Consider the following 26905-nt stretch of genomic DNA (forward strand, 5'->3'; position numbering starts at 1 on the left):
GCGCAAAAGCCTCGCGCTCGGGTCTGGTGTCCGGCGTTACTCGTCGCGGGCGTCGGTGAGGTCCTGCATCCCCTCTTCGATGGTCTTGGCCTGGTCGAACTGCGACTGGGCGGCGTCGGTGATGGCCTCGATTTCGTCGGCGACGTTGCGTGCCTGGGTGGCCGTCTGGTCGATCATGGCGGCGACCTCCTCGGTGCTGGACGCCTGGTCGTCCGTGGCGTCGGCGACCTCCTCGATGCCCTCGGCCGTCTTCTGGGCAGCGGCGACGACGTCGTCGAGTTTCTCCAGGATGGCTTCGACGCGGTCGACGCCCTCGCCGATGCGCTGGCCGGTGTCCGCCAGACTCTCGGCCGTGTCCGCGGTGTCGGCCTGGACGCTTTCGACGAGGGCTTCGATTTCGGCGGCCTGGGTCTGGGACTCCTCGGCGAGTTGCTTGACCTCCTCGGCGACGACGGCGAACCCCTCGCCGGCCTCGCCCGCGCGGGCGGCCTCGATGGAGGCGTTCAGCGCGAGGATGTTCGTCTGCTCGGCGATGTCGTCGATGATGTCCACGATGTCGCCGATCTCCGCGACGGCATCCTGGAGGTCCTCGACCTTGGTGAGCATCCCCTGGCGGTCGTCGTCGAGTTGCTCCATCAGGTCGCGGGCCTCCCCGGCGGCCGCACGGCCGTCGTCGGCCAGCGAGGCGGCATCACGGCTGGTCGTGCGAACCTCGTCGGCACTGGCAGCGACCTCCTCGATGGAGGCGCTCATGTTCGACACCTCGTCGGCCACCTGCTGGACGTCGTCGCGTTGCGTCTCGGCGAGGTCGGAGATCTCCTCGCTCCCCTCGGCGACGGCCTGGGTCGCCTGGCGAAGTTCTGCGATGGCCGTTTCGATCTGTGCTGCGGTCTCCCGCCTGCGTTCGAGTTCCGCTTCCTGTCGGCGGATGTCTGTGATGTCCTGGATGATCGTCGTCCCGCCTACGAGCGCACCGTGGTCGTCGTACAGCGGGACGCTCGAGAGGACGACGTCGCGCCGTTCGTCGTCGTGGGTCAGGAGTTCGAGTTCCCGTTCGCGGATCGGCTCCTCGCTTTCCAGGACGAGTTCCAGCATCGTCGTCTTCGTGTCGTGGGTCTCGTCAGTCCGGTACACCTCCCACAGCGACAGCTCGCGGGCTTCCGCCTCGGTGAGTCCCGTCAACTCCTCCATCGCCTCGTTGTACAGGAGGATCTCCCCCTCACGGTCGAGGACGATGACTGGCTGGAGCAGCTCCTCCAGGGCGTCGACCCAGATCTGCTCGCCCGACTGGAGGTACGCGTCCATCGCGACCTGCAGATCGAGGTTCGTGATCCGGAGGAACGACTGGAGTTGCCCACGGGTTTCCTCGACGGCCGCGGTGGCGTCGTCGGCCTCGGCCACCTCGTCCGCGAGCCGGTCGAACAGTTCGTCGACGATCAGCCCGTGATAGTGGTTGTACATGCCGATGTACTGCTTGGGCGGCATGTCCAGGCGCTCGTGTAACTTCCCGATGACTGCGCGCTGGCGGAAGTACTCGTGTCCGTAGCCGGGATCACCGTTGGGCGCGTACGGGTGGTCGCCCAGGCTCAGCATGTATCGACGCTGCGTCCATTCGAGTTCCTCGACCGACCGATCCGACCGGTCGAGCACTGACTGGGTCTGGTCGTACTGACCGAGGTGGTCGTAGAAGTACGTGGCGACGTCGTCCGCAATGTCCTCGAGCAACGGCGTCATGTCCGCCAGCCGGTCGACGTCCGCGTCGTCGAAGCCGACGAACTCCTTTCGCCAGTCGATCTCGGCCGGGTCGAGACCCAGCGACGACAGCAGTTGCTCCTCGTCGATTTCCGCCCGGAGGCCGACCTCGTCCAGTGACTCGTCCCCGCCTGCTGGTGGTGTCACGCGACCGCCGTCCGGGGTCGGCGGTCCACGAACGACTGTGTCGTGATCGCTACGCTCCTCGGACTCCGTCGGCCGTATCCGGTCCCTGCCTCGCCACCGACGGTCGAGTGCCGACCGGATTTCCTCAAGGTATGTCATCGTTGAAATATAGTAACCAGCCTGACAATCTGGGTATGAACTCGGCGAGTATCCTACGTATATCTACCGGAATTTGCCCCCGTCGACGACGGCACCGGCGAGCGACACGCTGTGGTTGGCGTGCGTCGACGTGTTCGGCTGGCGGCAGTGGCGGTCGGGGGCGCGGCGTCACCAGGTGCAAACAGCAACTTTATCACCCGCAGGCGGCGAAAGGACGATAAGATTACTTCCGAAATGACTGACGAACACCGACAACCGGAGGTGAACATCGGACTCGTGGGCCACGTCGACCACGGCAAGACGACGCTGGTGCAGGCCCTCTCAGGGGAGTGGACCGACCAGCACTCCGAGGAGATGAAACGCGGGATCTCGATCCGCCTCGGCTACGCCGACGCGACGTTCCGAGAGTGCCCCGATATGGAGGAGCCAGCCCGGTACACCGTCGAGGAGGAGTGTCCGGACGGCTCCCCGAGCGAACCGCTCCGGACTGTGTCGTTCGTCGACGCACCCGGCCACGAGACGCTGATGGCGACGATGCTTTCGGGTGCCTCGCTGATGGACGGCGCGGTACTGGTCGTCAGTGCCAGCGAACCCGTCCCGCAGGCACAGACCGAAGAGCACCTGATGGCGCTCGACATCATCGGCATCGACAACATCGTCATCGCCCAGAACAAGATCGACCTGGTCGACCGCGACCAGGCCGCCGACAACTACGAGCAGATCCAGGAGTTCGTGTCCGGTACTGTGGCCGAAGGCGCACCCATCGTCCCCGTGTCCGCCCAGCAGGGCGTCAACATGGACGTGCTCATCAACGCCATCGAAGAGGAGATCCCGACGCCCGACCGGGACCCCGAGCAGGACGCTCGGATGCACGTCGCCCGGAGCTTCGACATCAACCGCCCCGGCACCACGTGGGACTCGCTGATGGGCGGCGTCCTCGGTGGCAGTCTCACCCGGGGACGGCTCCACGAGGACGACGACATCGAACTCCGCCCCGGCCGCGAGGTCGAGGAGGGCGGCCAGACCGAGTGGCGCTCCGTCGAGACGACCGTCCGGTCGATCCAGGCCGGCGGCGAGAACGTCGAGGAGGCCTCGCCCGGTGGATTGCTCGGCGTCGGGACGGGACTGGATCCGTCGCTGACGAAGGGCGACGCGCTCGCGGGGCAGGTCGCCGGCCCGCCCGGGTCCCTGCCGGCGGTTCACGAGGAGTTCACGATGGACGTGGAACTGCTCGAACGCATCGTCGGTGACGTCGAGGAGGAGGTCGAGGAGATCTCCACCGGCGAACCGCTGATGCTGACGGTCGGCACGGCCACGACGGTCGGGTCGGTCACGAGCGCGCGCTCCGGCGAGTGCGAGGTCGCGCTGAAGCGGCCGGTCTGCGCCGAGGACGGGGCCAAGATCGCCATCAACCGCCGGGTCGGCGCGCGCTGGCGGCTCATCGGCGTCGGTACGCTCCGGGAATGAGGGTCTGTCTCGACACCAGCGCGCTGATGATGCCGGTCGAATGCGGCGTGCGGGTGTTCGAGGAACTCGATCGCCTGGTCGATACGCAGGAACTGACAGTCCCCCGGGCCGTCGTCGACGAGCTGGCGAAACTCGCCGACGGCAACGGCAAGGAGGGGACCGCCGCCAGCGTCGGACACGACCTGGCGACCGAGCGCTGTGCGATCGTCGACCACGAGGAATCGTACGCCGACGACGCCCTGGTCGAACTCGCCTGCGAGGGCGAGTGCGACTACGTCGTCACCAGAGACCACCCTTTGCGGGACCGTCTCCTCGAACGAGACGTTCCAGTAATTGGTTTAAGGGGCCAGCACAAACTCGCCATCACTCAACCATAACATGTACAAACGGGTTCGACTTCGCGACACGGTCGAGGTGCCGCCCAAGCACCTCGCGGACGTAACGCCGGGCCTCGTCAAGCGCCTGCTCCAGGACAAACTGGAGGGACGCATGGACGAGGACGTGGGGAGCGTCGTCTCGGTCATCGAGGTCCACGACATCGGAGAGGGTGCGGTACTGCCGAACCAGCCGGGCGTCTACTACGAGGCGGAATTCGACGCCCTGACCTTCGATCCGCAGATGCAGGAGGTCGTCGACGGGGAGATCGTCGAGGTCGTCAACTTCGGTGCCTTCGTGGGTATCGGGCCGGTCGACGGCCTGCTGCACGTCAGCCAGATCTCCGACGAGTACCTCGCGTACGACGAGGAGAACCAGCAACTCGCTTCCCGGGACTCGAACCGGACGCTCGGCGTCGGCGACGCGGTGCGGGCGCGGATCGTCACCAAGAGCATCGACGAGCGCAACCCTCGGGACAGCAAGATCGGCCTGACGGCCAAACAGGTCGGGCTGGGCAAGCACGGCTGGCTCGACGAGGAGCGCAAAGAGCGGGAGGCGACCGCGGGTGAGTAACCATGGCCGATAGACTCGTCTGCCGGGAGTGTCACCGCGTCCAGCAGTCGGGCGAACAGGAGTCGTGTGTCTCGTGTGGCTCGACCTCGCTCACCGAGGACTGGGCCGGCTACGTCATCATCAGCCACCCGGACCAGAGCGAGATCGCCGCGGAGATGCAGGTCGACGAACCGGGCAAGTACGCCCTGAAAGTCCGCTGAGGCCGTGACCGACGACACCCTCGACGACGCGGCGGTCGTCGTCGAACTCCAGGCGGAACTCCGTTCGGAGCTCAAGGAGCCGGTCGGGCCGATTTATACCGATACCGACGCCATGCTGGCCGAGGCGGAACGGCCGCTGATCGCCGTCGGCGACATCGTCACCTATCACCTGATGACGGCCGAGCGGATGCCGGACGTGGCGCTGGTCGACGGGAAGACCAAGCGGTCGGCCGTCGAGGACCACATCCGGGCCGAGATCGACGGCGGCGCCTTCGACCGGGAGCGTCGCGTCTCGAACCCGCCCGGAACGCTGTCGGCCGACCTGCTGACCGCGCTTCGGGACGCGATAACCGACGCGGCCGAGGGTCGTTCGACGGTAATCGTCGTCGACGGCGAGGAGGACCTGGCGGCGCTACCGGCCGTCGTCGCCGCGCCGACGGGCGCGAGCGTCGTCTACGGCCAACCCGACGAGGGGATGGTGCTGGTCACCTGCGAGGGCGAGGCCGTCGACCGGATGCGGGACCTGCTCGGTCGGATGGACGGCGACACCGAGCGGCTGTGGGCGATCCTCGACGTCGCGGGTTAGCCGTCGACGGTCCAGGCGACGAGGCGGACGTTTTCGGGGTCGAGTGCCCACCGGTCGCGTAGTTTCGTGAGCCACGACCACAGCGTCGCCCAGTCGTAGGCGGCCAGTTCGCGCAGTCGCTTGGGCACGGCCCGGTAGACGTGGCCGTCGTGCTCGACGGTCCCCTCGGTCGCGAGCGTAAACACCGTGTCGCGGGGGAGCACCGACCAGGTGTCGACGTCCCTGTCGAGGAGTCGGCCCTGCCGGTCGAACTTCTCGGTTCGTCGTACGGCCCTGTCCCAGTCCGCCTGTGACGCGATCGCCGTCAGATCGGCGGTCGCGTCCCAGTCGATCCGTTCGAGTTCGGCCAGCGAGATCCACGAGCCGTCGCCGGGCGCGTCCTCGTAGTCGAGTCGGGCGACGCGGCTCATCGGGGAGGGAACGCCGCGGTCGGGGGCGATCGGCTCGAACGCCCCGGTCTCGTCGTCGCCGAACAGACAGCCGTCGAAAGGGGCGCGACCGCCCAGCAACTCCTGGAGATTGACGAGCGCGCGCCAGCCGTCGCCCTCGGACCCCTCGCCGGACGTGTCGACGTGGCGATATTCGACCCAGCCGTGCGTGCTCGTGCCCATCGATAGCCTACGTTCTCACGCATGCTATGTATCTGTTATCCCATCGGAACTGCTGTCTGGTGGTGGCGTGGGTGCGAGACGGTGGCGTCGGTCGGAGTCGATTCCCTCGCGAGTGTCGTCGTCGAGCGGTCCCTTCGAAATCCTTTTACTCGCTTCGCGGAGACGTAGGACCAACGAACCATGGATATCGATATCATCGAGGAAGACGAGAACCCGATGTTGCACCGGACCGACGTTCGATTCGAGATGGTCCACGAGGACGCGACGCCGTCCCGACTCTCCGTTCGTGACAGCCTCGCGGCGAAACTGAACAAGGACTCCGCCGAAGTCGTCGTCCACGAACTCGACACGAAATACGGGATGCGCAAAACGGTCGGCTACGCGAAGGTCTACGACTCGCCCGAGTACGCTCAGGACGTCGAGCAGGACCACATGCTCGAACGCAACAAGATCGCGGCCGACGAGGCCGAGGAAGAAGCAGAGGAAGCATAGATGCCCCGACACGAACTCTACGACGACGACGGCACCACCGAGAAAGAGCAGTGCCCGCGCTGTGGCGACTCGTTCCTCGCCGACCACGGTGACCGTCTCCACTGCGGTCGATGCAGCTACACCGAGTGGAAATAGGGCGATGGGGCGAGCGGCGCGACGCCGTCTCCCGGCCGACCGACCGGTGAGCGGACCGGAACCCGCTCATCGTGTGCACCCCGCGAGCGATCCGTGAGTCGCGACACCCGCGTGCTCGGCATCGAGGGGACCGCCTGGGCGGCCAGCGCGGCCGTCTACGACGCCGCCACCGACGACGTGTTCATCGAGACGAACGCCTACCAGCCCGAGAGCGGCGGCATCCACCCGCGCGAGGCCGCCGAACACATGGGCGAACACGTCCCCGAGGTCGTCGAGACGGCGCTGGCCCACGCCCGGGACCTCGCGGCCGAGGACCCGACCCACGAAGCCGGCGACCCGCCGGTCGACGCGGTGGCGTTCTCCCGCGGCCCCGGCCTCGGACCGTGTCTGCGCATCGTCGGGACCGCCGCGCGCGCGGTGGCCCAGCGACTGGACGTGCCCCTCGTGGGCGTCAACCACATGGTGGCCCACCTCGAAATCGGCCGCCACCAGTCGGGCTTCGAGTCGCCGGTCTGTCTGAACGCAAGCGGTGCCAACGCCCACGTCCTGGGGTATCGCAACGGGCGCTATCGGGTCCTGGGCGAGACGATGGATACCGGCGTCGGCAACGCCATCGACAAGTTCACGCGCCATCTGGGCTGGTCCCACCCCGGCGGGCCGAAGGTCGAGCAGGCAGCACAGGACGGCGAGTACGTCGACCTACCCTACGTCGTCAAGGGGATGGACTTCTCGTTTTCCGGCATCATGAGTGCCGCGAAGCAGGCCGTGGACGGGGCTCCCGCGAGCGAAGCGAGTGGGGGCTCGTCGGACGGGACGTTCGACGGTGGCGAAGCCGTCGAAGACGTCTGTTTCGGCCTCCAGGAGAACGTCTTCGCCATGCTGACGGAGGTCGCCGAGCGCGCCCTGTCGCTGACCGGCAGCGACGAACTCGTCCTGGGCGGCGGCGTCGGCCAGAACGAACGGTTACGCGAGATGCTCGGGGAGATGTGTGCCCAGCGCGGCGCGGACTTCTTCGCCCCGGAGAACCGCTTTTTGCGGGACAACGCGGGTATGATCGCCGTGCTGGGCGCGACGATGTACGAGGCCGGCGACACGCTGGCCATCGAGGAGTCGCGCATCGACTCGAACTTCCGGCCCGACGAGGTGCCAGTGAGCTGGCGCGGACGGGAGCCGGTCTCACGACCGACCACCGACGAGACCGAGGTCACGGGGGCCGAAGCGACGGTCACGATCGAAACGGATCGGGTCGTCAAGCGACGCGTGCCCCGTTCCTACAGGCATCCCCAACTCGACGAGCGGCTTCGTCTCGAACGCACGCGCGAGGAGGCACGGCTGACGAGCGACGCGCGCCGCCACGGCGTGCCGACGCCAGTGATCTACGACGTCGACCCCGCCGAGGCGACGCTCGTCTTCGAACGGGTCGGCGAGGTCGACCTGCGAGCGGCCCTGACCGAGTCGCGGGTCCGGGACGTGGGTCGGCACCTCGCGACGATCCACGAGGCCGGCTTCGTCCACGGGGACCCGACGACGCGGAACGTCCGCGTCGCCGGCGTCGAGGAAGACACGGGCGACACCCGCACGTACCTCATCGACTTCGGACTGGGCTACTACACCGATGACGTGGAGGACTACGCGATGGACGTGCACGTGCTCGCTCAGTCGCTGGCGGGCACGGCCGACGATCCCGAGCGGCTGTTGTCGGCGGCCGAGGACGCCTACGCGTCGGTCGGCGACGAGGCGGTCGTCGACCACCTGCGCGAGATCGAGGGTCGCGGCCGGTACCAGTGAGCGGATGGGCAAACGACTTTAGTGCGCGCCGACGTATCAGCGAGCATGGCTGACAAACCGCAATCCGGAGAGATCTTCGGTGTGCCGTACAACTTCGAGCGACCGTCGATCAAGCGCCTGCTCTCCTCGTACTGGCGGCCGGGCGAGGGGATGCTCGTCGAGAAGCCCTTCGGCATCGGCTACACGCTGAACCTCGCCAACTGGCGGTCCTGGATCGTCCTGGGCGTCGCGGGCGCGCTCTTCTGGCAGCAGCGCGGCGGCGACGACGAGGGTGGCATCGAGACCGACGAGGACGACCCCGTCGAAGTCATCGTCGACTGAAGCGACGCCTCTTTTGTCCCGCCACACCGACGGCGGGTATGCTCAGGTTCGTCACCACGAACGAGGGGAAACTCCGTGAGGCCCGCGAGTACCTCGGCGCCGAGGCCGAGGTCCGACAGCTCGATTTCGACACCACCGAGATCCAGGCCGACGACATCGCGACCGTCGCCGCCCACAGCGCCCGCGAGGCCTACGAACACGTCGACGAACCGGTCATCGTCGAGGATTCTGGACTCTTCGTCGACGCGCTGGCGGGGTTCCCGGGGCCGTACTCGGCGTACGTCGAGGACACGCTCGGTATCGAGCGCGTCTGGCACCTCGCGGAGATGGAGGACGACCGGTCGGCGTCGTTCCGGAGCGTCATCGCCTACTGCGACGGCGAGGGCTTCGCCGCGTCACCCGAACCGGTCGATACCGAACGGCGCGGGCCGGACCAGGGCGCCGACGAGCGCGCGACTGCGACCACGGACGATCAGGTCGCGGCGGGCGATATCCCCGTCAAACTCTTCGAGGGGTACGTCCCCGGCGAGATCGTCGCGCCGCGGGGCGAGGGCGGGTTCGGCTACGACCCGATTTTCGAACACGACGGGACGACCTTCGCCGAAATGGACGCCGAGGAGAAGAACGCGGTGTCCCATCGGGGACGGGCGTTGGCGAAGTTCGGGGAGTGGTACCAAGCGCGAACGCAGTGAGCGGTTGGTACCAGACCAGTCGCAGCCCGCGCAACGAAGTGAGCAGGACCGTCTGGGCGTGGTTCCAGGAGCGAACGGAGTAAGCGACCGGTAGTCACGGGCCGATGTCGAACGCGTCGGGGTTGTACCGAAGGATTTCGCGGGCTTCCGCCCAGATGTCCTGTTCTCGGAGGCGATACCGTGCCAGTCCCGGGTTGCGGACGAGTTCCGCTTCGATGATCCGGAGACGGTCGGAGGGGTACATCTCGTCCCAGTCGAGCGTTCGGGTCCGCTCTTGGGGTTTCGTGTCGGCGTCGAAACCGAGATCGCCGTCGGCTTTGCGCTCGACCGTTCCGGTCTGGTACCGCATCCAGGAGTCGTAGGACGCGAACGGAACGGTCTCGGTCGGTGGCCCTTCGCGTCGGTACTGCGCCCGGTAGCGCTGGTGGGTCGGTTTCTCGCCCCAGAGGTGGCCACTGGAGACGATCTTCGTCCGGCGCTCGGAGTCGACGGCGATGTCGTAGCGAACCTTGGCGCGGACGAACTCCGTCGAATCGAACTGTTCGGTGACGCCCTCGCCTTTGAGCATGATCGACTCACGACGACTGTAGGGCACCGACGTGTCCACGGCCCGCTCGTAGACTGTGTGTTGCATCTCGGGCGCTGGCCGTGTGGCGTCCGGCTCGGTTCCGGCCCACTTCTGTCGGTGACTGTCGCTCGGGTTGAGCCAAGGAGCCATACGATACGTTCGCTGTTGGTACACATAATTATGTGGAACGGTACCAACCAGCTCTGTCGGGAGGCGTCGCGGGACGGACGTTTCGTTCGGGGAGCTGCGACCGACCGATTCTTAGGCTCCCACGGCATAGCGGCGGGTGATGGAGAGCCCCCTCTGGACGACCGAACACGCGCCGGACATCGACGACCTCCCGCAGTCGGAGGTTCGCGAGTCGCTGTGGGGGGCCGTCGAGGAGCCGATGAACCTGGTCGTCCACGGGCCGAAAGGCAGCGGGAAGACCGCCGCCGTCCGGGCGCTCGCCCGGGAGACCCACGCGGACCCGGACAACGACTTCGTCGAGATCAACGTCTCCGACTTCTTTGGGATGACGAAGAAGGAACTGAGCGAGGACCCTCGCTTCGAGTCCTTCATCACGCCGAAACGCAAGCGTGAGTCCTCGAAAGCCGATCTCATCAACCACGTCCTGAAGGAGTCGGCCAGTTACGCGCCGGTGTCGGGGGAGTACAAGACGGTGCTGCTGGACAACGCGGAGGGCATTCGCGAGGACTTCCAGCAGGCGCTCCGTCGCGTGATGGAGCAGTATTACGAGACGACGCAGTTCGTCATCGCGACGCGTCAACCCTCCGCGCTCATCCCGCCGATCCGCTCGCGGTGTTTCCCGGTCCCGATGCGCGCGCCGACACACGAGGAGACCGTCGCGGTGCTCCGCGACGTCGTCGAGGCCGAGGACGCCGACCACGACGACGACGGACTGGAGTACGTCGCCGGCTACGCCGACGGCGACCTCCGGAAGGCGCTGCTCGGTGCCCAGACCACCTTCGAGCAGGAGGGTGCGGTCACGATGGAGGCGGCTTACGAGGCGCTTGGCGAGGTCGGCGTCGACGACCGCATCGAGGAGATGTTAGACGACGCCGAGGCCGGCGAGTTCACGGACGCGCGGAAGACGCTCGACGACCTGCTCGTCGAGGAGGGGTTCAGCGGCGAGGAGGTGCTGGCGGACGTGCTCCGGATCGCCGGGTCGCGGTACGACGCCGACCGGATGGCTCGGCTCCACCGACTCGCCGGCGAGATCGACATGGACATCAAGGAGGGGACGAGCGACCGGATCCACGTGAGCCACCTGTTGTCGAACCTCGCTGGCGGCGAAATCCCCGCGAGTCAGGAGTAGACCTCGGTGAACTCGAAGCGCGCGCCGCCGGACTCGCGCCGCTCGTCCGCCGACTCCCCGCTCGCGTCGCTCGCGGGGACGCCGCCGGCCTCGGTGACGGTCACGGCCCAGCCGTGTGCGGTGGCGATTTCTTCGACCATCGCGAGCCCGAAGCCGGTGCCGTCGCTTTCGTTCGAGTAGCCCATCTCGAAGACGTGGTCGCGTTCGCTCTCCGGAATCCCGGGCCCGTCGTCTTCGACGTAGAAGCCGCCACCGCCGTCGAGGAGGCCGACGCGGACGGTGACCTCGGGGCCGCCGTGTTCGACGCTGTTGCGGTAGAGGTTCTCGAAGATCTGCAGAAGGCGGTCGTGATCTGCCTTGATGATCTCGTCTGCGTCGACCCGGAGGGTCGCCGTCTCGTGGTCGACGCTGTCCCAGGCTCGCCGCGCGACCGCATCGAGCGAGATCAGTTCGAGGTTTGGGGTGGTCTGACCCTGCTTTGCGAACGCGAGCACGTCCTCGATGAGGCGGTTCATACGGTGGAGACTTCCCTCGGCCGCCCCGAGGTGTTCGTCGAGATCGCCGGTCTCGCGGGCGGCTTCGATCCGGGAGAGGGCGACCTGGAGGGGATTGCGCAGGTCGTGGGAGACGAGGCTCGCGAACTGGTCGAGCCGTTCGTTCTTCGCTTCGAGTTCCTGCTCGCGGCGCTTGAGGTCCGTGATGTCGTCGATGAGACCGACGACTTTCTGGACCGTGCCGTCGGGTTCACGGACCGGGTAGGCGTCGGCCTCGACCCAGCGAACCTCGCCGTCGGGTCGCCGGATGCGGTACTCGATGTGGTAGCTGTCGTCGCAGTCCTCGTGGTCGAAGACAGTCGATAGCCAGGCACGCAGTTCGGTGCGGTCATCGGGGTGGGCGGTGTCGACGTACGCCCACAGCTCGTCGCCGAACTCCGCTTTGGTCCGACCGGTCACCTCCTCGAACCCCGGACTGAGATACAGGAGTTCCTCGCCCGTCGCGTCCGCCATCCAGATGATCTCGTGGACGCTGTCGGCGATCTGCCGGAACCGCTGTTCGCTCTCTGAAAGCTCGCGTTCGCGCTCGATGCGGTCGAGTGCCGTCCGGGCGCTGTCGGCCAGCAGTGTGACGAGCGTCCCGGTCCGGTCGTCGAAGGGACCGACTGCAGTCGAGCCGACGACGATCACGCCGTGGTCACCGACCGGGACGGAGACGCCCGCTCGCAGTTCGGTCTCCTCGAATCCCGGCGACGTCCGGATGTCGTCGAAGTGGACGGCGCCGCCGCTCTCGAACGCCTGACCGATGCTGTTGCTGTCGTCGGCGGGAACCGTCGGCAACGGCGTTCCCACGGCAGTCTCGTCGAGGGACTGTGCGACCGGTTCGAGGGGGCCGTCGGGCTCGGACTGGAGGTAGACGGCGACGCCGGAGAGGCCCAAGCGGTCCGTGGCCGTCTCGACGATCCGCTGGCTCACCTCGGTTTCGCCCGTGGCGTCGAAAAGCGCCCGGGACGCCGCGTGGAGCGACTGGAGGGTGTTCTCGAACCAGCGCCGGTCGGTGACGTCGCGCATGATGACGACGGCGTCGTCGCTGGCCGGCGCTTCGAGGGTGCTGATCTTGATCTCGGCGTAGCGACGGCTCCCGTCCGGCGTCTCGTAGGATATCTCCGTCGTCTCGACTGCCTGGCCGTCCAGCTGTCGGTCGACCTGATCGCCGATCGTCTCGGCCGTCGACGAGGAAAACGACGTGAGCGATTCCAGTCTCGTCTCGAGGACCGGGTCCCGATCGGTCTCGAACCGCTCGCAGAACGCGTCGTTGACGTACTGGATCTCGTGGGCCGCCGAGAGGACGAGCACGGGGTCGGGCGTCGCGTCGAACAGCGTCCGGAACCGCTCCTGTGACTGTTCGAGCCGACCGGCGAGTCGCTGGGAGAGACGTCGCCGTTCGAGCAGGTTCTCCAGTCGCCGGTAGAGGACGGATTTCTCGACCGGGACCGACACGATCTCGTCGATGACGTACAGGCCGTCGATGTCCGTCCAGTCCGCCGGATCGAGTCGCTCGCTCGGCGGCTCGCGGCTGACGAGGACGACCGGGACGAACACCGGATGGGTCCGCTCTTTGTGGTCGACCAGCCACTCGCGGTGGCGGACGAACGACGCCGGGTCGACGATACACATGTCGAACGGGTCGTCACCGGTGCCGACCCCGACCTCGTAGCTCTCGGACAGCCAGTCGGCCAACAGCTCCCGGTTGCGGTCGTCGTCGACGAGCAGTCGTACCCGTGTGGCGGGTGAGGTGTCTCCCGGCAGCGCTCCGTCGTCTGGGCCGTTCATCGGCGTTCGTCGCTGCCGTCCGTCAGAAAGTGAAACCCCAGAACCGTTTTACCAGTCCCCGGCGGGCCGTGAACCGGATCGTTCCGGCCCTCGATGAACCCACCGCGAATGATCTCGTCGAGACCGTCAACACCCGACGACACGCGGTCCAGAGAACGATCAGCCATCTTACTTAAACGGAGAGGGTCGGAGAGTATGTATCTTCCCCCGCGATTTCAGGCCGTGATATTCGGTGGCGGGAAGCGGGACGAACGTCTACTTGCGTCGGGAAACTGCGCGCATTCGGGACGGAAACGGCCGCGGATCACCCGGTTCGTTCCAGAACGAGGACGTATCTGGTCAGCGAGCGGTGGACGCGGCGCTCGAACCGGTCGGTCACCGTCCACCCGGCGTCGCTGGCCGCGTCGGCCCAGGATCGGTCGGCGACGACGACTGCCCGCGGTGCCACGCGGCGGGCCTCGGCGAGCGCGCCGGCGACGAGCGAGTCCAGGTCGCGGTTGGCGATCTTCGACTGCCGACCGTACGGGGCGTCGAAGACGACCGCATCGGCCCCGTCGGCCGGCAGGGGGAGTGCCGTCGCGTCCCCCTGTGCGGTGTGGTACCGGCCCGGCTCGGGGAGCCCGTCGGGCGTCGAGCCGTCGAGGAGATGCGAGAGGTTCCGGGCGGCACCGCGGGCCATCTTGGTCTGGGCGTCGAGGCCCAGTACGTCGGCCCCGACCAGGCCGGCCTCGGCGAGGACGCCGCCGGTGCCACACATCGGGTCGACGATCAGTCGGCCGGGCCGTGCGCCGGCCACGTTCGCGAGCGCGCGCGCCAGCAGCGGGTCCATGCTTCCGGGCTGGAAGAAGGGCCGGTCGGTGGGCTGGCGGGTGCCGAAGTCCCGGACGCTCTCGACGGCGAGCCAGCCGAGCGCGCACAGATCGCTGGCAAAGGCCGCCTGCAACACGTGGTCGGGGGCCTCCAGGTCGACGGTGAACCCGCGGTCGACGAGCACCTGGCCGAGTTCGCGCTCGGCGGTCTGGGTGTCGATATCGGTCGATCCGCGAACGTCGCGTGCGCGCACGGCCACCGACCCCGACCGCTCGATGGTCGCCGCGTCGAGCAACGCCCGGGCGCTGGCCACGTCCGGGTCCGTGCGGCCCAGGAGCTCGCTGGCCCGGTGGGTGTAGGCCAGTCCGCGGACGCGCTCGGTCACGCCGCGTGCGGTCGCCAGGCCGGGGGCGACGACGGACACGTCGGTCGCGGCGCTCGCCGCCTCCCGCGCCGCGAAGGCGTCGTCCTCGCCGCCGAGTTCCAGCAGGTACACGCCCGCAGTTGGCCGCTTGACCGACATAACCCTCCCGGTCGACCGCCCGAACGACCCCCATCATAAAGCGGAGCGACGCCGCCGAAACCAACATACGTAATCAAACATATCATCGAGAGGTATCAACCTTTATAAGCCTTAAATACGTGTTTTAAGTCGAGACATGGTTGACCCCAAGGAAACAATCAATATTGAGAACGTCGTCGCCTCGACGGGTATCGGTCAGGAACTCGATCTCCAGAGCGTGGCCATGGACCTCGAGGGGGCGGACTACGATCCCGAGCAGTTCCCGGGGCTGGTCTATCGGACCCAGGAACCCAAGTCTGCGGCACTCATCTTCCGGTCGGGTAAGATCGTCTGTACCGGCGCCAAGAGTACGGACGACGTCCACGAGAGTCTGCGGATCGTCTTCGACAAGCTTCGCGACCTGAACATCCAGGTCGACGAGGACCCCGAGATCGTCGTCCAGAACATCGTCACGTCGGCGGACCTCGGTCGGAACCTCAACCTCAACGCCATCGCCATCGGCCTCGGACTGGAGAACATCGAATACGAGCCCGAGCAGTTCCCCGGACTGGTCTACCGGCTGGACGAGCCGGACGTCGTCGCGCTGCTCTTCGGCTCCGGCAAGCTCGTCATCACGGGCGGCAAACAGCCCGAGGACGCGAAGGAGGCCGTCGACAAGATCGTCTCGCGCCTCGAAGAGCTGGGTCTGCTCGACGGGTAACGGCGAACGCGTTTTTCCGGACCAGAGGGCCCGCGAGCGTGCTGTCTGGCGCCGCGCGGAGTCTCGTACTCATAGCACAGGCTACATACCGTCCCGGGTCGAACCGCCGGTATGCTCCCGTTCCCGTTGCAGGCCGACGTGACTGGCGGCGGGTTGGTGGCCGTCGTCGTGACCTTCTTCGTCGTCGCCGCCTTTTACGCGTTCACGCTTCACCTCGCGGCGATGTTCTTCATCGGCGAGGTCCCCAGTCAGCGCGCGGCGTACGTCTCGCCGGCACCGACCGTCGTCTCGCTGTTGCTCCAGCGCTATGGGGTCGAGAGCGGCGTCGTCTCGCCCGGCATCGGCGTCGCCATCACGATCCTTGCGACCTTCGTCGCCGACGCCATCGCGATCAGCTACGTCTACCGGCTCCGCTGGTCGTCGGCTCTTCCGCTGACGATCCTCCACTTCACGTTCGCCGTCGTGATGGGAATTGCCCTCAACGGCATCTTCGGGTTCGTGTAACCCTCGCCCGCACCGAACTCAGTCGCCGCCGGCCCGCCCGTCGGCGACGTCGAACTCGAAGTCCAGGTCCTCCATTTTCTCGGCCCACTCCTCGCGTTTCTCCTGGTGGTCTTCCAGGAACGACTCCATGAGTTCGGCAGCCTGTTCCTTGCAGCCGCCACAGAGCCGCTCGCCGCCGACGCACTCGTCGTACACTTCCTTGGCGAACTCGTCGTCGTCGCCCGACAGGAGGTAGGCGTACAGCTCGTAGACGGGACACTCGTCGGCCTTGCCGCCCTTCTCGCGCTGTTCCTCGGCCGTTTCGCGCCCGCCCGTCGTCGCGGACCTGACCTTGTCGTACCCTTCCTCGGGGTCGTCGAGCAGGCTGATGTGACTCGCCGGGATCGACGAGGACATCTTCCCGCCGGTCAGCCCGGTCATGAAGCGGTGGTAGATCGACGACGGCGGGATAAAGCCGTAGCCGCCGTGGTCGGCCTCGATCTCGCGGGCGAGTTCTTCGGCCTCCACTCGGTCCATCTCGAAAGCGTCGACGTGGCTCTCGTAGCGGCGTTTCTCGCCGTCGACGGCCTCGACGAGCGCGTCGAACGCCTCGTCGGTCGCCTGCCGGGCGAAGAAGCGCGTCCGGGGACGGAGTGGCTCCTTGCCAGCTTCGCGCAATTGATTCTTAGCTTCCTGCTCTGGAGTGGTTCCGGATGTCGACTCTTCTACTTTTTTCTCGGGCATCTCGTCGATTTCCCAAGAGACAGCATCAATGCCGCCTTCGAGATATTGGGCTGCCCAGCCACACCGAATCGTCTCGATGTCCCTGTTATCGGCTTCCTCACGAAGGGTCTCGTATGCACTACCCACAACATCGTAGACGTCAGGGTCTGATTCGAAACTCGCGAACGCTTCGGTGACCTTGAAGAAACGCATCCGCTCGGCAAGGTCCCGGGCGAAGCGCATGTGGGGGTCCTGGTCGGGGCCGACCGGGATGACGGTGGGTTTCGGTTCGTCCAGTTGGGGGTAGAGGATGTCCGCCATCTGGGTCGTGACGCTCTGCATGTGCGAGATGTCGGTCTCGCCGTCGAAGCCGTAGATGGCCTGGAACTCCGAGAAGTTCGCCTCGATGCCCAGCTCGAAGGCCAGGTCCTGGACCTCCCGATTCGTCGACTGGCGGTAGAGGTCGCCCTCCTCGGGGTCGAATCCCAGGGCCAGCAGGGAAAGGACGTAGTCGCGGGCGTGTTCGTCGATCTCGTCCCACGTGAGGCCGCGGGCGCTGTGGGCTTCGAGGTCGGCGATGAGGCCGTAGGCGTCCCCGCCCTGTTGCTGGTGCCAGATGATCTCGTCGAAGACCATCTTGTGGCCGATGTGGGGGTCGCCGGTGGGCATGAACCCCGAGAGGACCGCCCACGGCTCGTCGTTGCGCATCGCGTCGGCGATTGGTCGGTAGTCCCGGTGGCCGAAGATGACCCCGCGGCGCATCAGGTAGTGGGGATTCGGGACCTCGTCTATGACCTGATCGAACTGCTCGATGCCGAACTGCTCGAACAGCTTGCGGTAATCCGAAACCGTCGAGGACCCCCACGGGTCCAGGGCGACGTCGTCGGCACCTGCCGCCCCGCCGTCGGGCAGCGGTGTTTCGGTTGCCGCGTCGTCCGCGGGCGGTGCCTGCTCGTCGGCAGTCGATTCGGGCTCCGAATCGGTGTCGTGTTCGCGTGTCATCTGTAGTATGGTGAGTCGCTGTGTCCGTCGTGCGAGGCGTCGGTCGAAAAAGCGGAGAGCAACGCGCACCGCGCCCGCGGTCACCGCGCGGCCCGGGTCGCGAGACTGTCCGCTTCCGGCGTCCAGTGCCAGCGCCACGGCCACGTCGCGGAAGCGGACATCTTGGGTGAGAGTAACCGCCAGCAGGTCTTTAATCGTTTCCACTCGAAGCTACGGGGTCAGCCGTCCCGCGTCGAGCCAGTGGATGCCCTCGTCGCCGACCAGCGCGAACACCATCCGTTTCCGGACGCCACCCGCCAGGCGCACGTCCAGCGCCAGGTCCCGCGGCGCGAACGCGTGATCCGCGGGCAGGACCCGCACCAGCAACTCCGAGTGGCTCAGGTTCGCGACCGACTCCACGTCGGCGTAGGTGCGGAAGTCCGCCCCGAACTTGTAGCCGGTCTTGGGCACGACGCCGCGCTCCCGGAGCGCCGCGTACACCCGGAGCCGGCGGTCGAACCGGTCGCCCTCGACTTCCCGACCGCAGGAACGGACCGCGTCCTCGCCGCCCTCGACGTCGAGTACCCCTCGACGGACGAGATAGGCGGCCTCGACCAGCGAGAGCTGGAGCGTCTCGATCGAGCCCTCTTCGCCGTCGCCCGACAGCGGCTGGCCGTAGAACCCGTGCTGGAACAGGGCCGCGGGCGGGTCCCAGACCAGCACGCGGTCGTCCAGCAGGTCCCCCGGTACGCCCTGGGGCGGCTGGTAGTCCGTCGACCCCGTGACTTCGGGCCGATCGGTTTCGAGGTACGTGATCTCGCTCTCCTCGTCGACGACCGCAAGCACCACGTCGCCGAGGTCCGCGGCTGGCACCGTCGCGCGCTCACTGACGACTCGAACCCGGTAGGCCACCTCGTCGTCCCACGGGCCCTTGCCCCGAGGGTACACCACGAGGTCCGCCCCGTCCGGGTCGTCGACCCAGTCTGCCCGGGCCGGCGAGAGGTAGAACCCGCGGTCACGGAGGTCCTTGTACACCAGGAAGTGCAGGTCCGGACAGGTCGCCGAGGCCAGGAACTCGCGGAACCCCATGCCGTCGACTGCCGTCAGGTCGCCCCGGAAGAGGAGGTGGGCGGCCTCGATCGGAGCGAGACGGATCTCCTCGCCGTCCGGTCGGCCGTAGCCGCGAGCGTCGTAGAACTGCTCGCGAGCCTGTCGACCCGCGCGGACGATGCCGTCCGAGAGCGTCGCGTTCATGCCGCCGACTCGGGGAGCCTGCCGCAAAGCCTCTCTGGTCGACCCCGACGACGCGACCGACGGTTTCTCAGGTCTCTGGAACAGGCGAAGAAAGTATACGAGCGAGGTGAACAGTTCGATTCGTGGAAAAGTCCGGCGTCGGCGACGACGAGGAGGGGGCGGGGACGTCTCAGAGCGGGGACGGGACGACGGTCCCCTATCGGAAACTCGTCGAGAACGCCCACGAGGGGATCGCGATCATCCAGGACGAGGAGTTCGTCTACTGTAACGAGCGGTTCGCCGAACTGTTCGAGACGACGGCGGCCGAACTCCGCGGGCAGCCGTACCTCTCCCTCGTCGACGAGGCCGAGCGAGCCACCGTCGCCGACCGGTACGAGCGTCGACTCGCCGGTGAGGACCCGCCGAAGCAGTACCGGTTCACCACCGACGAGGGACGCGTGGTCGAGACCTCCGGCACTCGAATCGAGTACGAGGGGCGGCCCGCGGACCTGGCGGTCGTCAGGGACGTTACCGAGCGCGAGCGCTACGAGAACGCACTGGACGGTCTCCACGAGATCACGCAGGCGTTCCCGCGTGCCGAGACCAGCGACAAGATCGCCAGCCTCGCCGTCGAGATCGGTCGGAACATCCTCGACGTGTCCGAACTCTGCGTCTACCTGCTGGACGAGGACGAGGGTGTGCTGGAGCCGGTTGCCGTGGACTGTAGCGACGAAGCAGAGCGCGAGCGGGCGACCGTCGAACCTGGCGACGATCCGGTGTGGACGACCTTCGTCGACGGTACCCCGGAGCGAATCGACGCCGCCAGTGAGCGAGAGGGGCTGGCCGACGCCGATGGCAGGGGAGACACGCTCGTCGTTCCGCTGGGCGAACACGGCGTGCTGGTCGCCCAGGTCCCGACTGACGAGCGAGCGCACGATCGGTGCGAACTGGTCGAGACGCTGGCCGCGACCACGGCGGCGGCGCTCGACCGGGCAGAGCGCGAAAGCGAGTTGCGAAGCCGCGAGGCGGAGCTCTCCGCGATGGCCGACCGGTACGAGCAGGTCAAACGCTGGGCGGACCTGTTCCGTCGCGTCGTGAACGCCACGTACACCGAGCCGAGCGCACCGGCGCTCGAACGGGCAGTCTGTGAGACGTTCGTGGAACACGGCCCCTTCGAGTTCGCGTGGATCGGGGGATGGGACCACCAGCGAGGTGGCCCCGAACCGCGGGCCGTGGCCGGTGACGCGCGTGGGTATCTGAGCGACGTCTCGCTATCGACGGACGACGACCCGACCGAACCGACGCTCCTGGCCGCCCAGACCCGGACCGTCCAGTCGGTCCCGGACGTGGTGCAGTCGGCGCGGTCAGAGCCCTGGCAGCGCAGCGCGACACAGCGAGGGTTCCGGTCCGTGGTCGGCGTTCCGCTGGAATATCGCGGCGTCGGGTACGGCGTCCTCGGGCTGTACAGTTCCGACCAGTCAGTGGCGGGCGAGTTCGAGCGGGACCGGTTGACAGAGAGCGGCGGGATCGTCGCTGCCTGCCTCAACGCTCACCGGCGACAGGAGGCGCTGCTGGCGGGTCACGACACGGAACTCGACTTCGAGCTGTCGGACCTGGACTGTTTCCTCTATCGGTTCGCCAGGGACGCCGACTGCACGCTGCGGTTCGACGGCGTCGTCCCGGACCCAGCCGGCGAGAACCGCGTGCGGGTCACGGTCGAAGATGCGCCAGGCGCTGCCGAGCGGTTCCGTGAGCGGGTGGCCAACTCGTCGGCCGTCACCGACCTGGAGCAACTCTCCGAGGGCGCACGGGGAGCGACGTTCTCACTCCAGCTGACCGAACCGTTCATCGGGTCCGTCCTCGCAGCCCACGGGCTCTCGCTCAGAGGGATGCAGGCCACCGAGCGAGCAGCCAGCGTGACGGTCGGCGTTCCCGCGGTCATCGAGAGCCAGCGAGCGGTCGCGATCGTGACCGACCGATACCCGGGGGCGACCATGATCGCGAAGCGGTCGACACCGGGCCGCGACGCGGTCGACGACCAGCGGGTGGGGCAGCTGTTCGACCGCCTGACCGACCGCCAGCGTGAGACGCTCGAACGGGCCTATCGGGGCGGGTACTTCGACTCACCGAAGGGCCAAACGGGCGAGGAGCTCGCCGAGAGTCTCGGCATCGCCTCGTCGACGTTCCACGACCACCTCAATCGCGCCCAGCGAGAGGTGTTCGAGGCACTGTTCGAGGACGCGACGGACTGAGTTCCGCGGTGGTGCGCTCGTTGGCAGGCCCACGAGTCCCGCAGGTCGGAAATATCCGCATCCCCGGAGAACGCCTCGTACATCTACGCCACTATACTTTACCGACCGTTGATTCACAGACCGAACAAGTTCGCGGACTGATACCACACCGCGTTCAGTGTGACGCTGGCACCGGCTGGGTTCACTCGTGACGGGCGGAAGCCAGCGCGTATCCGCGGGAAACCACAGATAGTGTGAAACTATGGCAAGTGCAGACGAGAATCTCAAGATCACGGACGAGGACAGGCGGCAGGTCAATGGCTCGACGCTGTGTGACGAGATCGGCATCGACGCCGACGAAATCGCGTGGCGGAAGTCCTTCACCAGATTCAGTGAGGACGACAGGCAGCGGCTGAGCGAACTCGACGCGACGTTCGAGTCCGTCGCCGACGACCTGGTCGAGGAGTTCTACAGTCACATCCAGTCCCATCCCGAAGCGACCAGTTTCCTCGACGCGTCCACGAAGCCCGTCGAGATGCTAAAAAAGAGCCAGCGGGACTACCTCACCGATCTGCCGACGGGCGAGTACGACGCGCAGTACTTCGAGCGACGCGCCCGGATCGGGAAGATCCACGACATGCTGGACCTGGGTCCGAAAATCTATCTCGGGGCCTACAGCGTCTACTACGAGGGGCTCGTCGAGGCCATCGCCGAGGACGTCAAGAGCGAACTGCTGGCTCCCGACGGCGGGACGACGGCAGCCAGCGGGAGCGCCGGACAGTCCGGGCTGACGCCGGAGGAGGCGGTCGACGCCGTCGCCGAGCGGACGCTCTCGACGCTCAAGTTGCTCACGCTCGACCAGCAGGTGGCGATGGACACCTACATCCACTCCTACAGCCAGCGGATGGAAGACGAAATCGAGCGGCGCGACGACGTGAGCGAGGAGGTCGAGGCCGCCGTCCAGGAGTGTCAGGACAGCGCGAGCACGGTCGCCGACCGGAGCGAGGAGATGAGTGAGGTCGCGACCGCCCAGACCGACAACATGGAGCAGATCGCCAACGAGGTCTCGAACCTCTCCGCGACCATCGAGGAGGTCGCCTCGACGGCCGACCGGGTCAACGCGACGAGCGACGAGGCCGCGGACCTGGCCGCGGACGGCCAGGACGCCGCCGAGGGGGCCATCGACGCCATGGAAACGGTCAGCGACTCCGCCGGCGCGGTCGCCGAGGACGTCGACCGCCTCCAGGAGCGCGTCGACGAGATCGACGGGATCGTCGAGGTGATCAACGACATCGCCGAGCAGACGAACATCCTCGCGCTGAACGCCTCGATCGAGGCCGCCCGGGCGGGCGAGGCGGGCGAGGGCTTCGCCGTCGTCGCCGACGAGGTGAAAGCCCTGGCCGAGGAGTCCCAGGAACACGCGAACCAGATCGACGACATGATCGCGAACATCCAGTCGGACACCGACGAGACGGTCGAGAGTCTAGAGGAGACGACGGCCCAGGTCGACGACGGGATCGAGCAGGTCGAGACCGCCATGGAGCGACTCGTCGACATCGTCGAGGCCGTCAAGGACGTCTCACGCGGCGTCGACGAGGTCGCCGACGCGACCGACGACCAGGCGGCCAGCACCGAAGAGGTCGCCAGCATGGTCGACGAGACGGTCGAACGGGTTCACGAGGTGGCCGACGGCATCTCGGAGGTCGCCGCGGCGAACGAACAACAGCGGGCGAAAGTCGCGGAGATCAGCGCGTCCGTCGATCGGCTGACCGACACTGACGGGTAGCCCCGTTCACGCCGTTTGACACCCCGAATCCAGACAGCGCTCGCCGGTCCCGGTCTCGAACCGCGGCAACCCGCAGTCACACTCGCCGACGACGGTCCCAGCAGGTATCCCCCAGCCGGTGTCACAGTCCGGATAGTGCTCACAGCCGGCGAGTAGCCCCCCACGCCGCAGGATTCTGAGGTCGCCGTCACAGTGCGGACAGCTCCACTCGCGGTCGTAGGCCGCTTTTACTGCCTCGTCCAGCGACTCGCAGTCGCGGTCGATGCAGACCTCGAACGCCCGCCCCCGAGCCACGCGCATCCGCGGGTGCCCACACTCGCATGACTCGTCCAGCACGGTCGCGTCGCGGGGAATCCCGTGACGGGTGTCACAGCCCAGACATCGCACGGCACCGTCGGCTCGGACCAGTCGACCATCACAGCCTGGGCAGTCGCCGACCGGAACTCCTGCGGGCGAGGTCGGGTAGCTGGCGCTCCCGTACTCCTCGTGGGTCTCGACGCGGAGCCGCTGGTCGCCGTCGGTCGCGGTCAGGGTCCCGTCGCGGAGCGATACCGAGTCGGCTCGGGTGAGCCAGGCGACGGGCTGGTAGCCGTCGGAATCGTGAACCAGGACGGTGTTGTCGGGTTTGCAGACGATCAGGACCTCGCCGTGGTGTTCCTGGTCCCGTGAGCCCTCGAACGTGGTCGTACACTCGCCGGCCAGGACGCGGGTGCCATCGTGCATAGCCCTGGCTGGTCGGGTTCTGGTACATAAACCTCGGGTCGACGCTGGGCGGACGTGTTGGGGCAGTAGAATGGGGCGCGGTGTTGGGGTCGAGCGGGTGGGACGGTGTGGGATCGGGTGGGGAGTGTGGGATGGTTTGGGGAGGGACGCGTGAACCCGGGGACCACAGGGCTGGGAGAGGACCACCAGTCCAGTGGGGGTCAGTCGCTGTTGTAGTCGCGGCCGACCACGAGGGCGAGGAGATTGGCCGCGACCAGCGCGGTGAACGGGACGAGGTGTTCGCTGGCGACGCCCGAGAGCAGCATCGGGAACAGCGCCAGGGGGAGCACCACGGCGCTCCAGAACCCGACGAACTGGACGGGCACAGCAAGCGATCCGAGCGTCCGTTCGGAGACGATACCCCCGTCGCGAGCGGCGGGCCGGTCCTGGTGAGTGGATTGGGTGGACATGGTGGGCCTCTCTGCACTCGTCGCTTGGACAGACAACCCCATATAAGGGGTCGAAGCTTCGGACGAGTTCGCTTCGTTTCGTCGAATTTGCTGCCAGCTTCGAACGTTTTAGCAGTATTCTACTCTAGTTTTACGTGCCAACTGACTTTTCATAACTCCCTCAAAACCGTCTAGACGTTTTATCGTCTCTTCTAATCTGTTTTTAGCGCGGTTGATTCTTCGAGGCGGACCCCCTCGTTCGAAATCGGAGTGCCGGTGTCCCAAGCGCCGTCCGAGGCGGGCCAGCGGCGTCGAGGCCACGGCGCGCGGTACCGCGTTCAGTCACTCCACGCGGACGGTCCGGGAGTCCGACACGGGCAACAGCGGCAGTTCCGGGAAGTGCACTTCGGCGGTGTAGGTCAGTTCCTCGGCATCGCCGCCGAAGACGCCCACGGGAAGCGTCGCGGTGCCGAGGTAGGTGTCGGTCTCGGTCATCTCGTGGCCGTTGACCGTCACGTGGACGCCCGCGCGAGCGCCGTCGCCGGCGTTCGAGACCGTCACCTCACACATTTCGTTCGCGCCGCTGGCGATACTGTCGGGGAACTCGCCCCAGTCGAACTCGAGGGCGGGCAGCGAGCGGGCGCTCCCGGCGACCTGTTTCGCGACGCCCTCGGCCAGTCCCGCCGCGACGAGGCCGTCGACGCCGGCCACGCGAACGTCCGCGACGGAACTCAGTCCTTCCTTGGCCAGCCGACTGGCGCGGCCGGAACCGACCCCGTCCAGCGCGGTCAACTCGACGGCGTCCTCGCTGACGCCGTGTTCGATGCGGGCCTCGACGCGGCTGGCCAGGTTCGCCGCGGTCGCGCCGGCCAGGTGGTCGAGGAAGGATCGAAGGGCCGCCAGCAGTCGCAGCGCGTTCTGGCGGATGATCCAGGCGTCGCTCCGGAGTTCCGCCGGCGTCGTCGCGTTCATGCTCGACTGGAGAATCGCGAGGACCTTGCGGGGCCCCGGGTCCAGCTCACTCCCGAACTGGCCCAGCACCGCCCGGACCGCGTCGCGCTCGTCACGGCGGGCGCTGGCGCTGTCGAACTCGCCGGCCGTCGCGACGGCTTTCAGAATGTCGTCGCTATCGAGCGTCGTCGTCGTACCGTCCTCACTGGTCGCTCGCTCTGCAAGCGTCGCGAACTCCCGGGCGGTGTCCAGGCGGAGATAGAACTTCGAGGCGAGTCGCCCGAGCCGCGTCGGCGAGAGCCGGAGGTCCTCGTCCATGTCGACGAACCCACGACTGACGAGACTCTCCAATGTGTCGCTGACTCGTTCGCGGAGTTGGCCCTCGGACTCGTACTCGTCGGGAGCCGAGCGGGCACGCACCGCATAGAAGGTCGTCTCGATCCAGTCCAGGACGTCGTCTAGATCCCGGACGGTCCCGAGGACGATCTCGGCGTTGAGGTGGGCGTCTAAGTCCTCGGCCAGTCGGGACTCGATCTCCTTGCCGTCCCGGAGCAGTTCCCGGTACATATCGGCGTCGGCGCGGTCGCAGACGACCCAGGCGTACCCCTGGTCGTCGTAGCCCGGCCGGCCGGCCCGCCCGAGCATCTGGAGGACGTCCAGTGGACTCATGTCCACTTCCCCCTCCAGCGGGTCGTGAAGCTTGGTGTCCCGAATGACGACACAGCGGGCGGGGAGGTTCACGCCCCACGCCAGCGTCGAGGTCGAAAAGAGGAGGCCGAGGGTCCCTTCGCGGAACCACTGTTCGACCAGTTCCTTGTCGCCTTTCGAGAGGCCGGCGTGGTGGAAGCCGACGCCGTCCAGGACCGACTGGCGGAGCGTCTCGTTGTCGATCTCCTGGGCGTCCTGGTGGAAGTCGTAGTCGCCGCGGGCTCCCATCGGTACGTCCCGCTCGGCGATCTCGTCGCGGGCCTTCTTGGCCGCCTGGACGGTGTCCTGGCGGGAGGAGACGAAGACGAGGGCCTGCCCCTCCTCGCGGAGGTGTGGCTCGACTAAGTCCATCGCGCGGTAGAGCCGGCGGTACTTGTCGGCGAAGGCGTTCTCGCCGTGCGTGTAGGTTTTGACGCCGGCTTCCAGCGGGACTGGTCGGTACTCCTCGCCGAAGGCGAAGGTCGTCTCCGGCGGGGCGTCGAGCCAGTCGGCCACGTCGTCGATGTTGGGCATCGTCGCCGAGAGAGCGACGACGCGCGGGTCACAGAGCCGCCGGAGTCGCGAGATCGTCACTTCGAGGACCGAGCCACGGGTGTCCGAGTCAAGCAGGTGCACCTCGTCGATGATGCAGGTGTCGACGTCGGTGATAAAACCGTAGCGGGGCGAATCGTGTTTTCTGGTCGCGGAGTCGGCTTTCTCGGGCGTCATCACGAGGATGTCGGCGCGCTCGGCGCGTCGGGGGTTGAGGTCGCGCTCGCCCGTGACGACGTACACCGAGTAGCCCAGGTCCTCGAAGCGCTCCCACTCGCTTTCCTTCTCGTTGGTGAGCGCGCGCAGCGGTGCGAGGAAGAGCGCGGTCCCGTCGGCGTCGAGGGCGCGACAGATGGCGGCTTCCGCGAGCGCGGTCTTCCCGCTGGCGGTCGGTGCGCTGACGACGACGTTGTCCTCGCGTTCGAGGATTGCCGGCAGGGCCTCCGACTGCATGCGGTTGAACGACTCGAAGGGGAAGGCGTCCGCGTAGTCGGGGAGGAGGTCGCTCACCGCGACTTCGGGTTCGTACTCCGTACGACCTGGCACGTGGAAAGGGGAGAGGGCTGATAGTATAGGCGTTTCTGTAGCGAGCGAGACTCGAACG

General features: G+C 67.1%; 26 protein-coding genes. 15 read left to right on the forward strand and 11 right to left on the reverse strand.

Annotation, left to right across the window (positions count from 1 at the left end; genetic code table 11):
• Window positions 1-36: 36 nt before the first annotated feature.
• On the reverse strand, window positions 37-2037 hold the full coding sequence (locus tag E2481_RS10290; RefSeq protein ID WP_136717052.1) for a methyl-accepting chemotaxis protein: 2001 nt from the start codon (window positions 2035-2037) through the stop codon (window positions 37-39).
• Window positions 2038-2271: 234 nt separating this feature from the next.
• Here E2481_RS10290 and E2481_RS10295 point away from each other — a divergent pair, with 234 nt between their 5' ends.
• Genes E2481_RS10295 through E2481_RS10315 form a run of 5 tightly spaced genes read left to right on the forward strand, consistent with a single transcriptional unit; the run spans window position 2272 to window position 5238 of the window.
• Window positions 2272-3504: a translation initiation factor IF-2 subunit gamma gene (locus E2481_RS10295; RefSeq protein ID WP_136717053.1), complete on the forward strand. Its 1233-nt coding sequence runs from the start codon at window positions 2272-2274 to the stop codon at window positions 3502-3504.
• Window positions 3501-3881: a PIN domain-containing protein gene (locus tag E2481_RS10300; protein WP_136717054.1), complete on the forward strand. Its 381-nt coding sequence runs from the start codon at window positions 3501-3503 to the stop codon at window positions 3879-3881. Before E2481_RS10295 ends, E2481_RS10300 begins: the two co-directional genes overlap by 4 nt.
• Before the next feature lies 1 nt (window position 3882).
• Entirely contained in the window at window positions 3883-4452 is a 570-nt protein-coding gene (locus E2481_RS10305) for a DNA-directed RNA polymerase (RefSeq protein WP_136717055.1), read from the forward strand.
• A 2-nt stretch (window positions 4453-4454) separates the two neighbouring features.
• Window positions 4455-4652 (forward strand): transcription elongation factor subunit Spt4, encoded by a 198-nt coding sequence (gene spt4, locus E2481_RS10310; RefSeq protein WP_136717056.1) that lies wholly within the window; start codon window positions 4455-4457, stop codon window positions 4650-4652.
• 4 nt (window positions 4653-4656) lie between these two features.
• On the forward strand, window positions 4657-5238 hold the full coding sequence (locus E2481_RS10315; RefSeq protein ID WP_250137789.1) for a GTP-dependent dephospho-CoA kinase family protein: 582 nt from the start codon (window positions 4657-4659) through the stop codon (window positions 5236-5238).
• On the opposite strand, the gene E2481_RS10320 is transcribed toward E2481_RS10315, so the two are convergent.
• Window positions 5235-5849: a hypothetical protein gene (locus E2481_RS10320; protein ID WP_136717057.1), complete on the reverse strand. Its 615-nt coding sequence runs from the start codon at window positions 5847-5849 to the stop codon at window positions 5235-5237. The genes E2481_RS10315 and E2481_RS10320 overlap by 4 nt on opposite strands.
• Before the next feature lie 180 nt (window positions 5850-6029).
• Here E2481_RS10320 and E2481_RS10325 point away from each other — a divergent pair, with 180 nt between their 5' ends.
• The 5 genes from E2481_RS10325 (at window position 6030) to E2481_RS10345 (ending at window position 9277) form a co-directional block, all read left to right on the forward strand.
• Window positions 6030-6341: a 30S ribosomal protein S24e gene (locus E2481_RS10325; RefSeq protein WP_136717058.1), complete on the forward strand. Its 312-nt coding sequence runs from the start codon at window positions 6030-6032 to the stop codon at window positions 6339-6341.
• Window positions 6342-6476: a 30S ribosomal protein S27ae gene (locus E2481_RS10330; RefSeq protein ID WP_136717059.1), complete on the forward strand. Its 135-nt coding sequence runs from the start codon at window positions 6342-6344 to the stop codon at window positions 6474-6476.
• Between the two features lie 93 nt (window positions 6477-6569).
• Window positions 6570-8264, forward strand: a complete 1695-nt coding sequence (locus E2481_RS10335; RefSeq protein WP_136717060.1) for a bifunctional N(6)-L-threonylcarbamoyladenine synthase/serine/threonine protein kinase — start codon at window positions 6570-6572, stop codon at window positions 8262-8264.
• A gap of 45 nt (window positions 8265-8309) precedes the next feature.
• The gene (locus tag E2481_RS10340) at window positions 8310-8585 is read left to right on the forward strand and encodes a DUF5808 domain-containing protein (protein ID WP_136717061.1); all 276 of its coding nucleotides are present in this window, start codon (window positions 8310-8312) and stop codon (window positions 8583-8585) included.
• A 38-nt stretch (window positions 8586-8623) separates the two neighbouring features.
• Entirely contained in the window at window positions 8624-9277 is a 654-nt protein-coding gene (locus tag E2481_RS10345) for a non-canonical purine NTP pyrophosphatase (protein WP_136717062.1), read from the forward strand.
• 94 nt (window positions 9278-9371) lie between these two features.
• Here the strand turns inward: E2481_RS10345 and E2481_RS10350 are convergent, their stop codons facing one another.
• The gene (locus E2481_RS10350) at window positions 9372-9995 is read right to left on the reverse strand and encodes a hypothetical protein (RefSeq protein WP_136717063.1); all 624 of its coding nucleotides are present in this window, start codon (window positions 9993-9995) and stop codon (window positions 9372-9374) included.
• Window positions 9996-10134: 139 nt separating this feature from the next.
• Here E2481_RS10350 and E2481_RS10355 point away from each other — a divergent pair, with 139 nt between their 5' ends.
• Window positions 10135-11163 carry an AAA family ATPase gene (locus tag E2481_RS10355; protein WP_136717064.1) on the forward strand — a complete coding sequence of 343 codons (1029 nt, stop codon included), beginning with the start codon at window positions 10135-10137 and terminating at the stop codon, window positions 11161-11163.
• Here the strand turns inward: E2481_RS10355 and E2481_RS10360 are convergent.
• From E2481_RS10360 to E2481_RS10370, 3 genes are all read right to left on the reverse strand, one after another.
• Window positions 11154-13490, reverse strand: coding sequence for a PAS domain S-box protein (locus E2481_RS10360; RefSeq protein ID WP_136717065.1), 2337 nt, complete (start codon window positions 13488-13490; stop codon window positions 11154-11156). The two genes, E2481_RS10355 and E2481_RS10360, sit on opposite strands and share 10 nt — an antisense overlap.
• On the reverse strand, window positions 13487-13657 hold the full coding sequence (locus E2481_RS10365) for an ATPase domain-containing protein (RefSeq protein ID WP_136717066.1): 171 nt from the start codon (window positions 13655-13657) through the stop codon (window positions 13487-13489). Before E2481_RS10365 ends, E2481_RS10360 begins: the two co-directional genes overlap by 4 nt.
• A 137-nt stretch (window positions 13658-13794) precedes the next feature.
• A complete protein-coding gene (locus tag E2481_RS10370) occupies window positions 13795-14796 on the reverse strand; it encodes a THUMP domain-containing protein (RefSeq protein WP_136717067.1) in 1002 nt (333 codons plus the stop codon).
• Between the two features lie 163 nt (window positions 14797-14959).
• Here E2481_RS10370 and E2481_RS10375 point away from each other — a divergent pair, with 163 nt between their 5' ends.
• Together E2481_RS10375 and E2481_RS10380 are read left to right on the forward strand one after the other, a co-directional pair.
• On the forward strand, window positions 14960-15523 hold the full coding sequence (locus tag E2481_RS10375; RefSeq protein ID WP_136717068.1) for a TATA-box-binding protein: 564 nt from the start codon (window positions 14960-14962) through the stop codon (window positions 15521-15523).
• Between the two features lie 111 nt (window positions 15524-15634).
• Complete coding sequence (locus E2481_RS10380; RefSeq protein ID WP_136717069.1) at window positions 15635-16027, forward strand: DUF7473 family protein; 393 nt, start codon at window positions 15635-15637, stop codon at window positions 16025-16027.
• An 18-nt stretch (window positions 16028-16045) separates the two neighbouring features.
• On the opposite strand, the gene E2481_RS10385 is transcribed toward E2481_RS10380, so the two are convergent.
• Both E2481_RS10385 and endA read right to left on the reverse strand, forming a co-directional pair.
• A complete protein-coding gene (locus E2481_RS10385; RefSeq protein ID WP_370628399.1) occupies window positions 16046-17641 on the reverse strand; it encodes a tryptophan--tRNA ligase in 1596 nt (531 codons plus the stop codon).
• 300 nt (window positions 17642-17941) lie between these two features.
• Entirely contained in the window at window positions 17942-18964 is a 1023-nt protein-coding gene (gene endA, locus E2481_RS10390) for a tRNA-intron lyase (RefSeq protein ID WP_136717070.1), read from the reverse strand.
• 122 nt (window positions 18965-19086) lie between these two features.
• Between endA and E2481_RS10395 the strand changes: the two genes are divergently transcribed.
• Window positions 19087-21195, forward strand: coding sequence for a bacterio-opsin activator domain-containing protein (locus E2481_RS10395; protein ID WP_136717071.1), 2109 nt, complete (start codon window positions 19087-19089; stop codon window positions 21193-21195).
• Between the two features lie 241 nt (window positions 21196-21436).
• Window positions 21437-22960 carry a globin-coupled sensor protein gene (locus E2481_RS10400; RefSeq protein WP_136717072.1) on the forward strand — a complete coding sequence of 508 codons (1524 nt, stop codon included), beginning with the start codon at window positions 21437-21439 and terminating at the stop codon, window positions 22958-22960.
• A gap of 6 nt (window positions 22961-22966) precedes the next feature.
• Here E2481_RS10400 and E2481_RS10405 read toward each other — a convergent pair whose 3' ends face one another.
• From E2481_RS10405 to E2481_RS10415, 3 genes are all read right to left on the reverse strand, one after another.
• Window positions 22967-23683 (reverse strand): endonuclease NucS domain-containing protein, encoded by a 717-nt coding sequence (locus E2481_RS10405; RefSeq protein ID WP_136717073.1) that lies wholly within the window; start codon window positions 23681-23683, stop codon window positions 22967-22969.
• Window positions 23684-23883: 200 nt separating this feature from the next.
• Window positions 23884-24132: a hypothetical protein gene (locus E2481_RS10410; protein ID WP_136717074.1), complete on the reverse strand. Its 249-nt coding sequence runs from the start codon at window positions 24130-24132 to the stop codon at window positions 23884-23886.
• A gap of 321 nt (window positions 24133-24453) precedes the next feature.
• Complete coding sequence (locus E2481_RS10415; RefSeq protein WP_250137790.1) at window positions 24454-26847, reverse strand: DEAD/DEAH box helicase; 2394 nt, start codon at window positions 26845-26847, stop codon at window positions 24454-24456.
• Window positions 26848-26905: the final 58 nt, after the last annotated feature.

This window comes from Halorientalis salina, assembly GCF_005049285.1.
GTDB classification, from domain to species: Archaea; Halobacteriota; Halobacteria; order Halobacteriales; family Haloarculaceae; genus Halorientalis; species Halorientalis salina.

Excerpts from the sequence above, each read along its gene's own strand:
- E2481_RS10290 (WP_136717052.1), bottom strand. The coding sequence starts at position 2,037 with ATGACATACCTTGAGGAAATCCGGTCGGCACTCGACCGTCGGTGGCGA.
- E2481_RS10295 (WP_136717053.1), top strand. The coding sequence starts at position 2,272 with ATGACTGACGAACACCGACAACCGGAGGTGAACATCGGACTCGTGGGC.
- E2481_RS10300 (WP_136717054.1), top strand. The coding sequence starts at position 3,501 with ATGAGGGTCTGTCTCGACACCAGCGCGCTGATGATGCCGGTCGAATGC.
- E2481_RS10305 (WP_136717055.1), top strand. The coding sequence starts at position 3,883 with ATGTACAAACGGGTTCGACTTCGCGACACGGTCGAGGTGCCGCCCAAG.
- spt4 (WP_136717056.1), top strand. The coding sequence starts at position 4,455 with ATGGCCGATAGACTCGTCTGCCGGGAGTGTCACCGCGTCCAGCAGTCG.
- E2481_RS10320 (WP_136717057.1), bottom strand. The coding sequence starts at position 5,849 with ATGGGCACGAGCACGCACGGCTGGGTCGAATATCGCCACGTCGACACG.
- E2481_RS10325 (WP_136717058.1), top strand. The coding sequence starts at position 6,030 with ATGGATATCGATATCATCGAGGAAGACGAGAACCCGATGTTGCACCGG.
- E2481_RS10330 (WP_136717059.1), top strand. The coding sequence starts at position 6,342 with ATGCCCCGACACGAACTCTACGACGACGACGGCACCACCGAGAAAGAG.
- E2481_RS10340 (WP_136717061.1), top strand. The coding sequence starts at position 8,310 with ATGGCTGACAAACCGCAATCCGGAGAGATCTTCGGTGTGCCGTACAAC.
- E2481_RS10345 (WP_136717062.1), top strand. The coding sequence starts at position 8,624 with ATGCTCAGGTTCGTCACCACGAACGAGGGGAAACTCCGTGAGGCCCGC.
- E2481_RS10350 (WP_136717063.1), bottom strand. The coding sequence starts at position 9,995 with ATGGCTCCTTGGCTCAACCCGAGCGACAGTCACCGACAGAAGTGGGCC.
- E2481_RS10355 (WP_136717064.1), top strand. The coding sequence starts at position 10,135 with ATGGAGAGCCCCCTCTGGACGACCGAACACGCGCCGGACATCGACGAC.
- E2481_RS10360 (WP_136717065.1), bottom strand. The coding sequence starts at position 13,490 with ATGAACGGCCCAGACGACGGAGCGCTGCCGGGAGACACCTCACCCGCC.
- E2481_RS10365 (WP_136717066.1), bottom strand. The coding sequence starts at position 13,657 with ATGGCTGATCGTTCTCTGGACCGCGTGTCGTCGGGTGTTGACGGTCTC.
- E2481_RS10375 (WP_136717068.1), top strand. The coding sequence starts at position 14,960 with ATGGTTGACCCCAAGGAAACAATCAATATTGAGAACGTCGTCGCCTCG.
- E2481_RS10380 (WP_136717069.1), top strand. The coding sequence starts at position 15,635 with ATGCTCCCGTTCCCGTTGCAGGCCGACGTGACTGGCGGCGGGTTGGTG.
- endA (WP_136717070.1), bottom strand. The coding sequence starts at position 18,964 with ATGAACGCGACGCTCTCGGACGGCATCGTCCGCGCGGGTCGACAGGCT.
- E2481_RS10400 (WP_136717072.1), top strand. The coding sequence starts at position 21,437 with ATGGCAAGTGCAGACGAGAATCTCAAGATCACGGACGAGGACAGGCGG.
- E2481_RS10405 (WP_136717073.1), bottom strand. The coding sequence starts at position 23,683 with ATGCACGATGGCACCCGCGTCCTGGCCGGCGAGTGTACGACCACGTTC.
- E2481_RS10410 (WP_136717074.1), bottom strand. The coding sequence starts at position 24,132 with ATGTCCACCCAATCCACTCACCAGGACCGGCCCGCCGCTCGCGACGGG.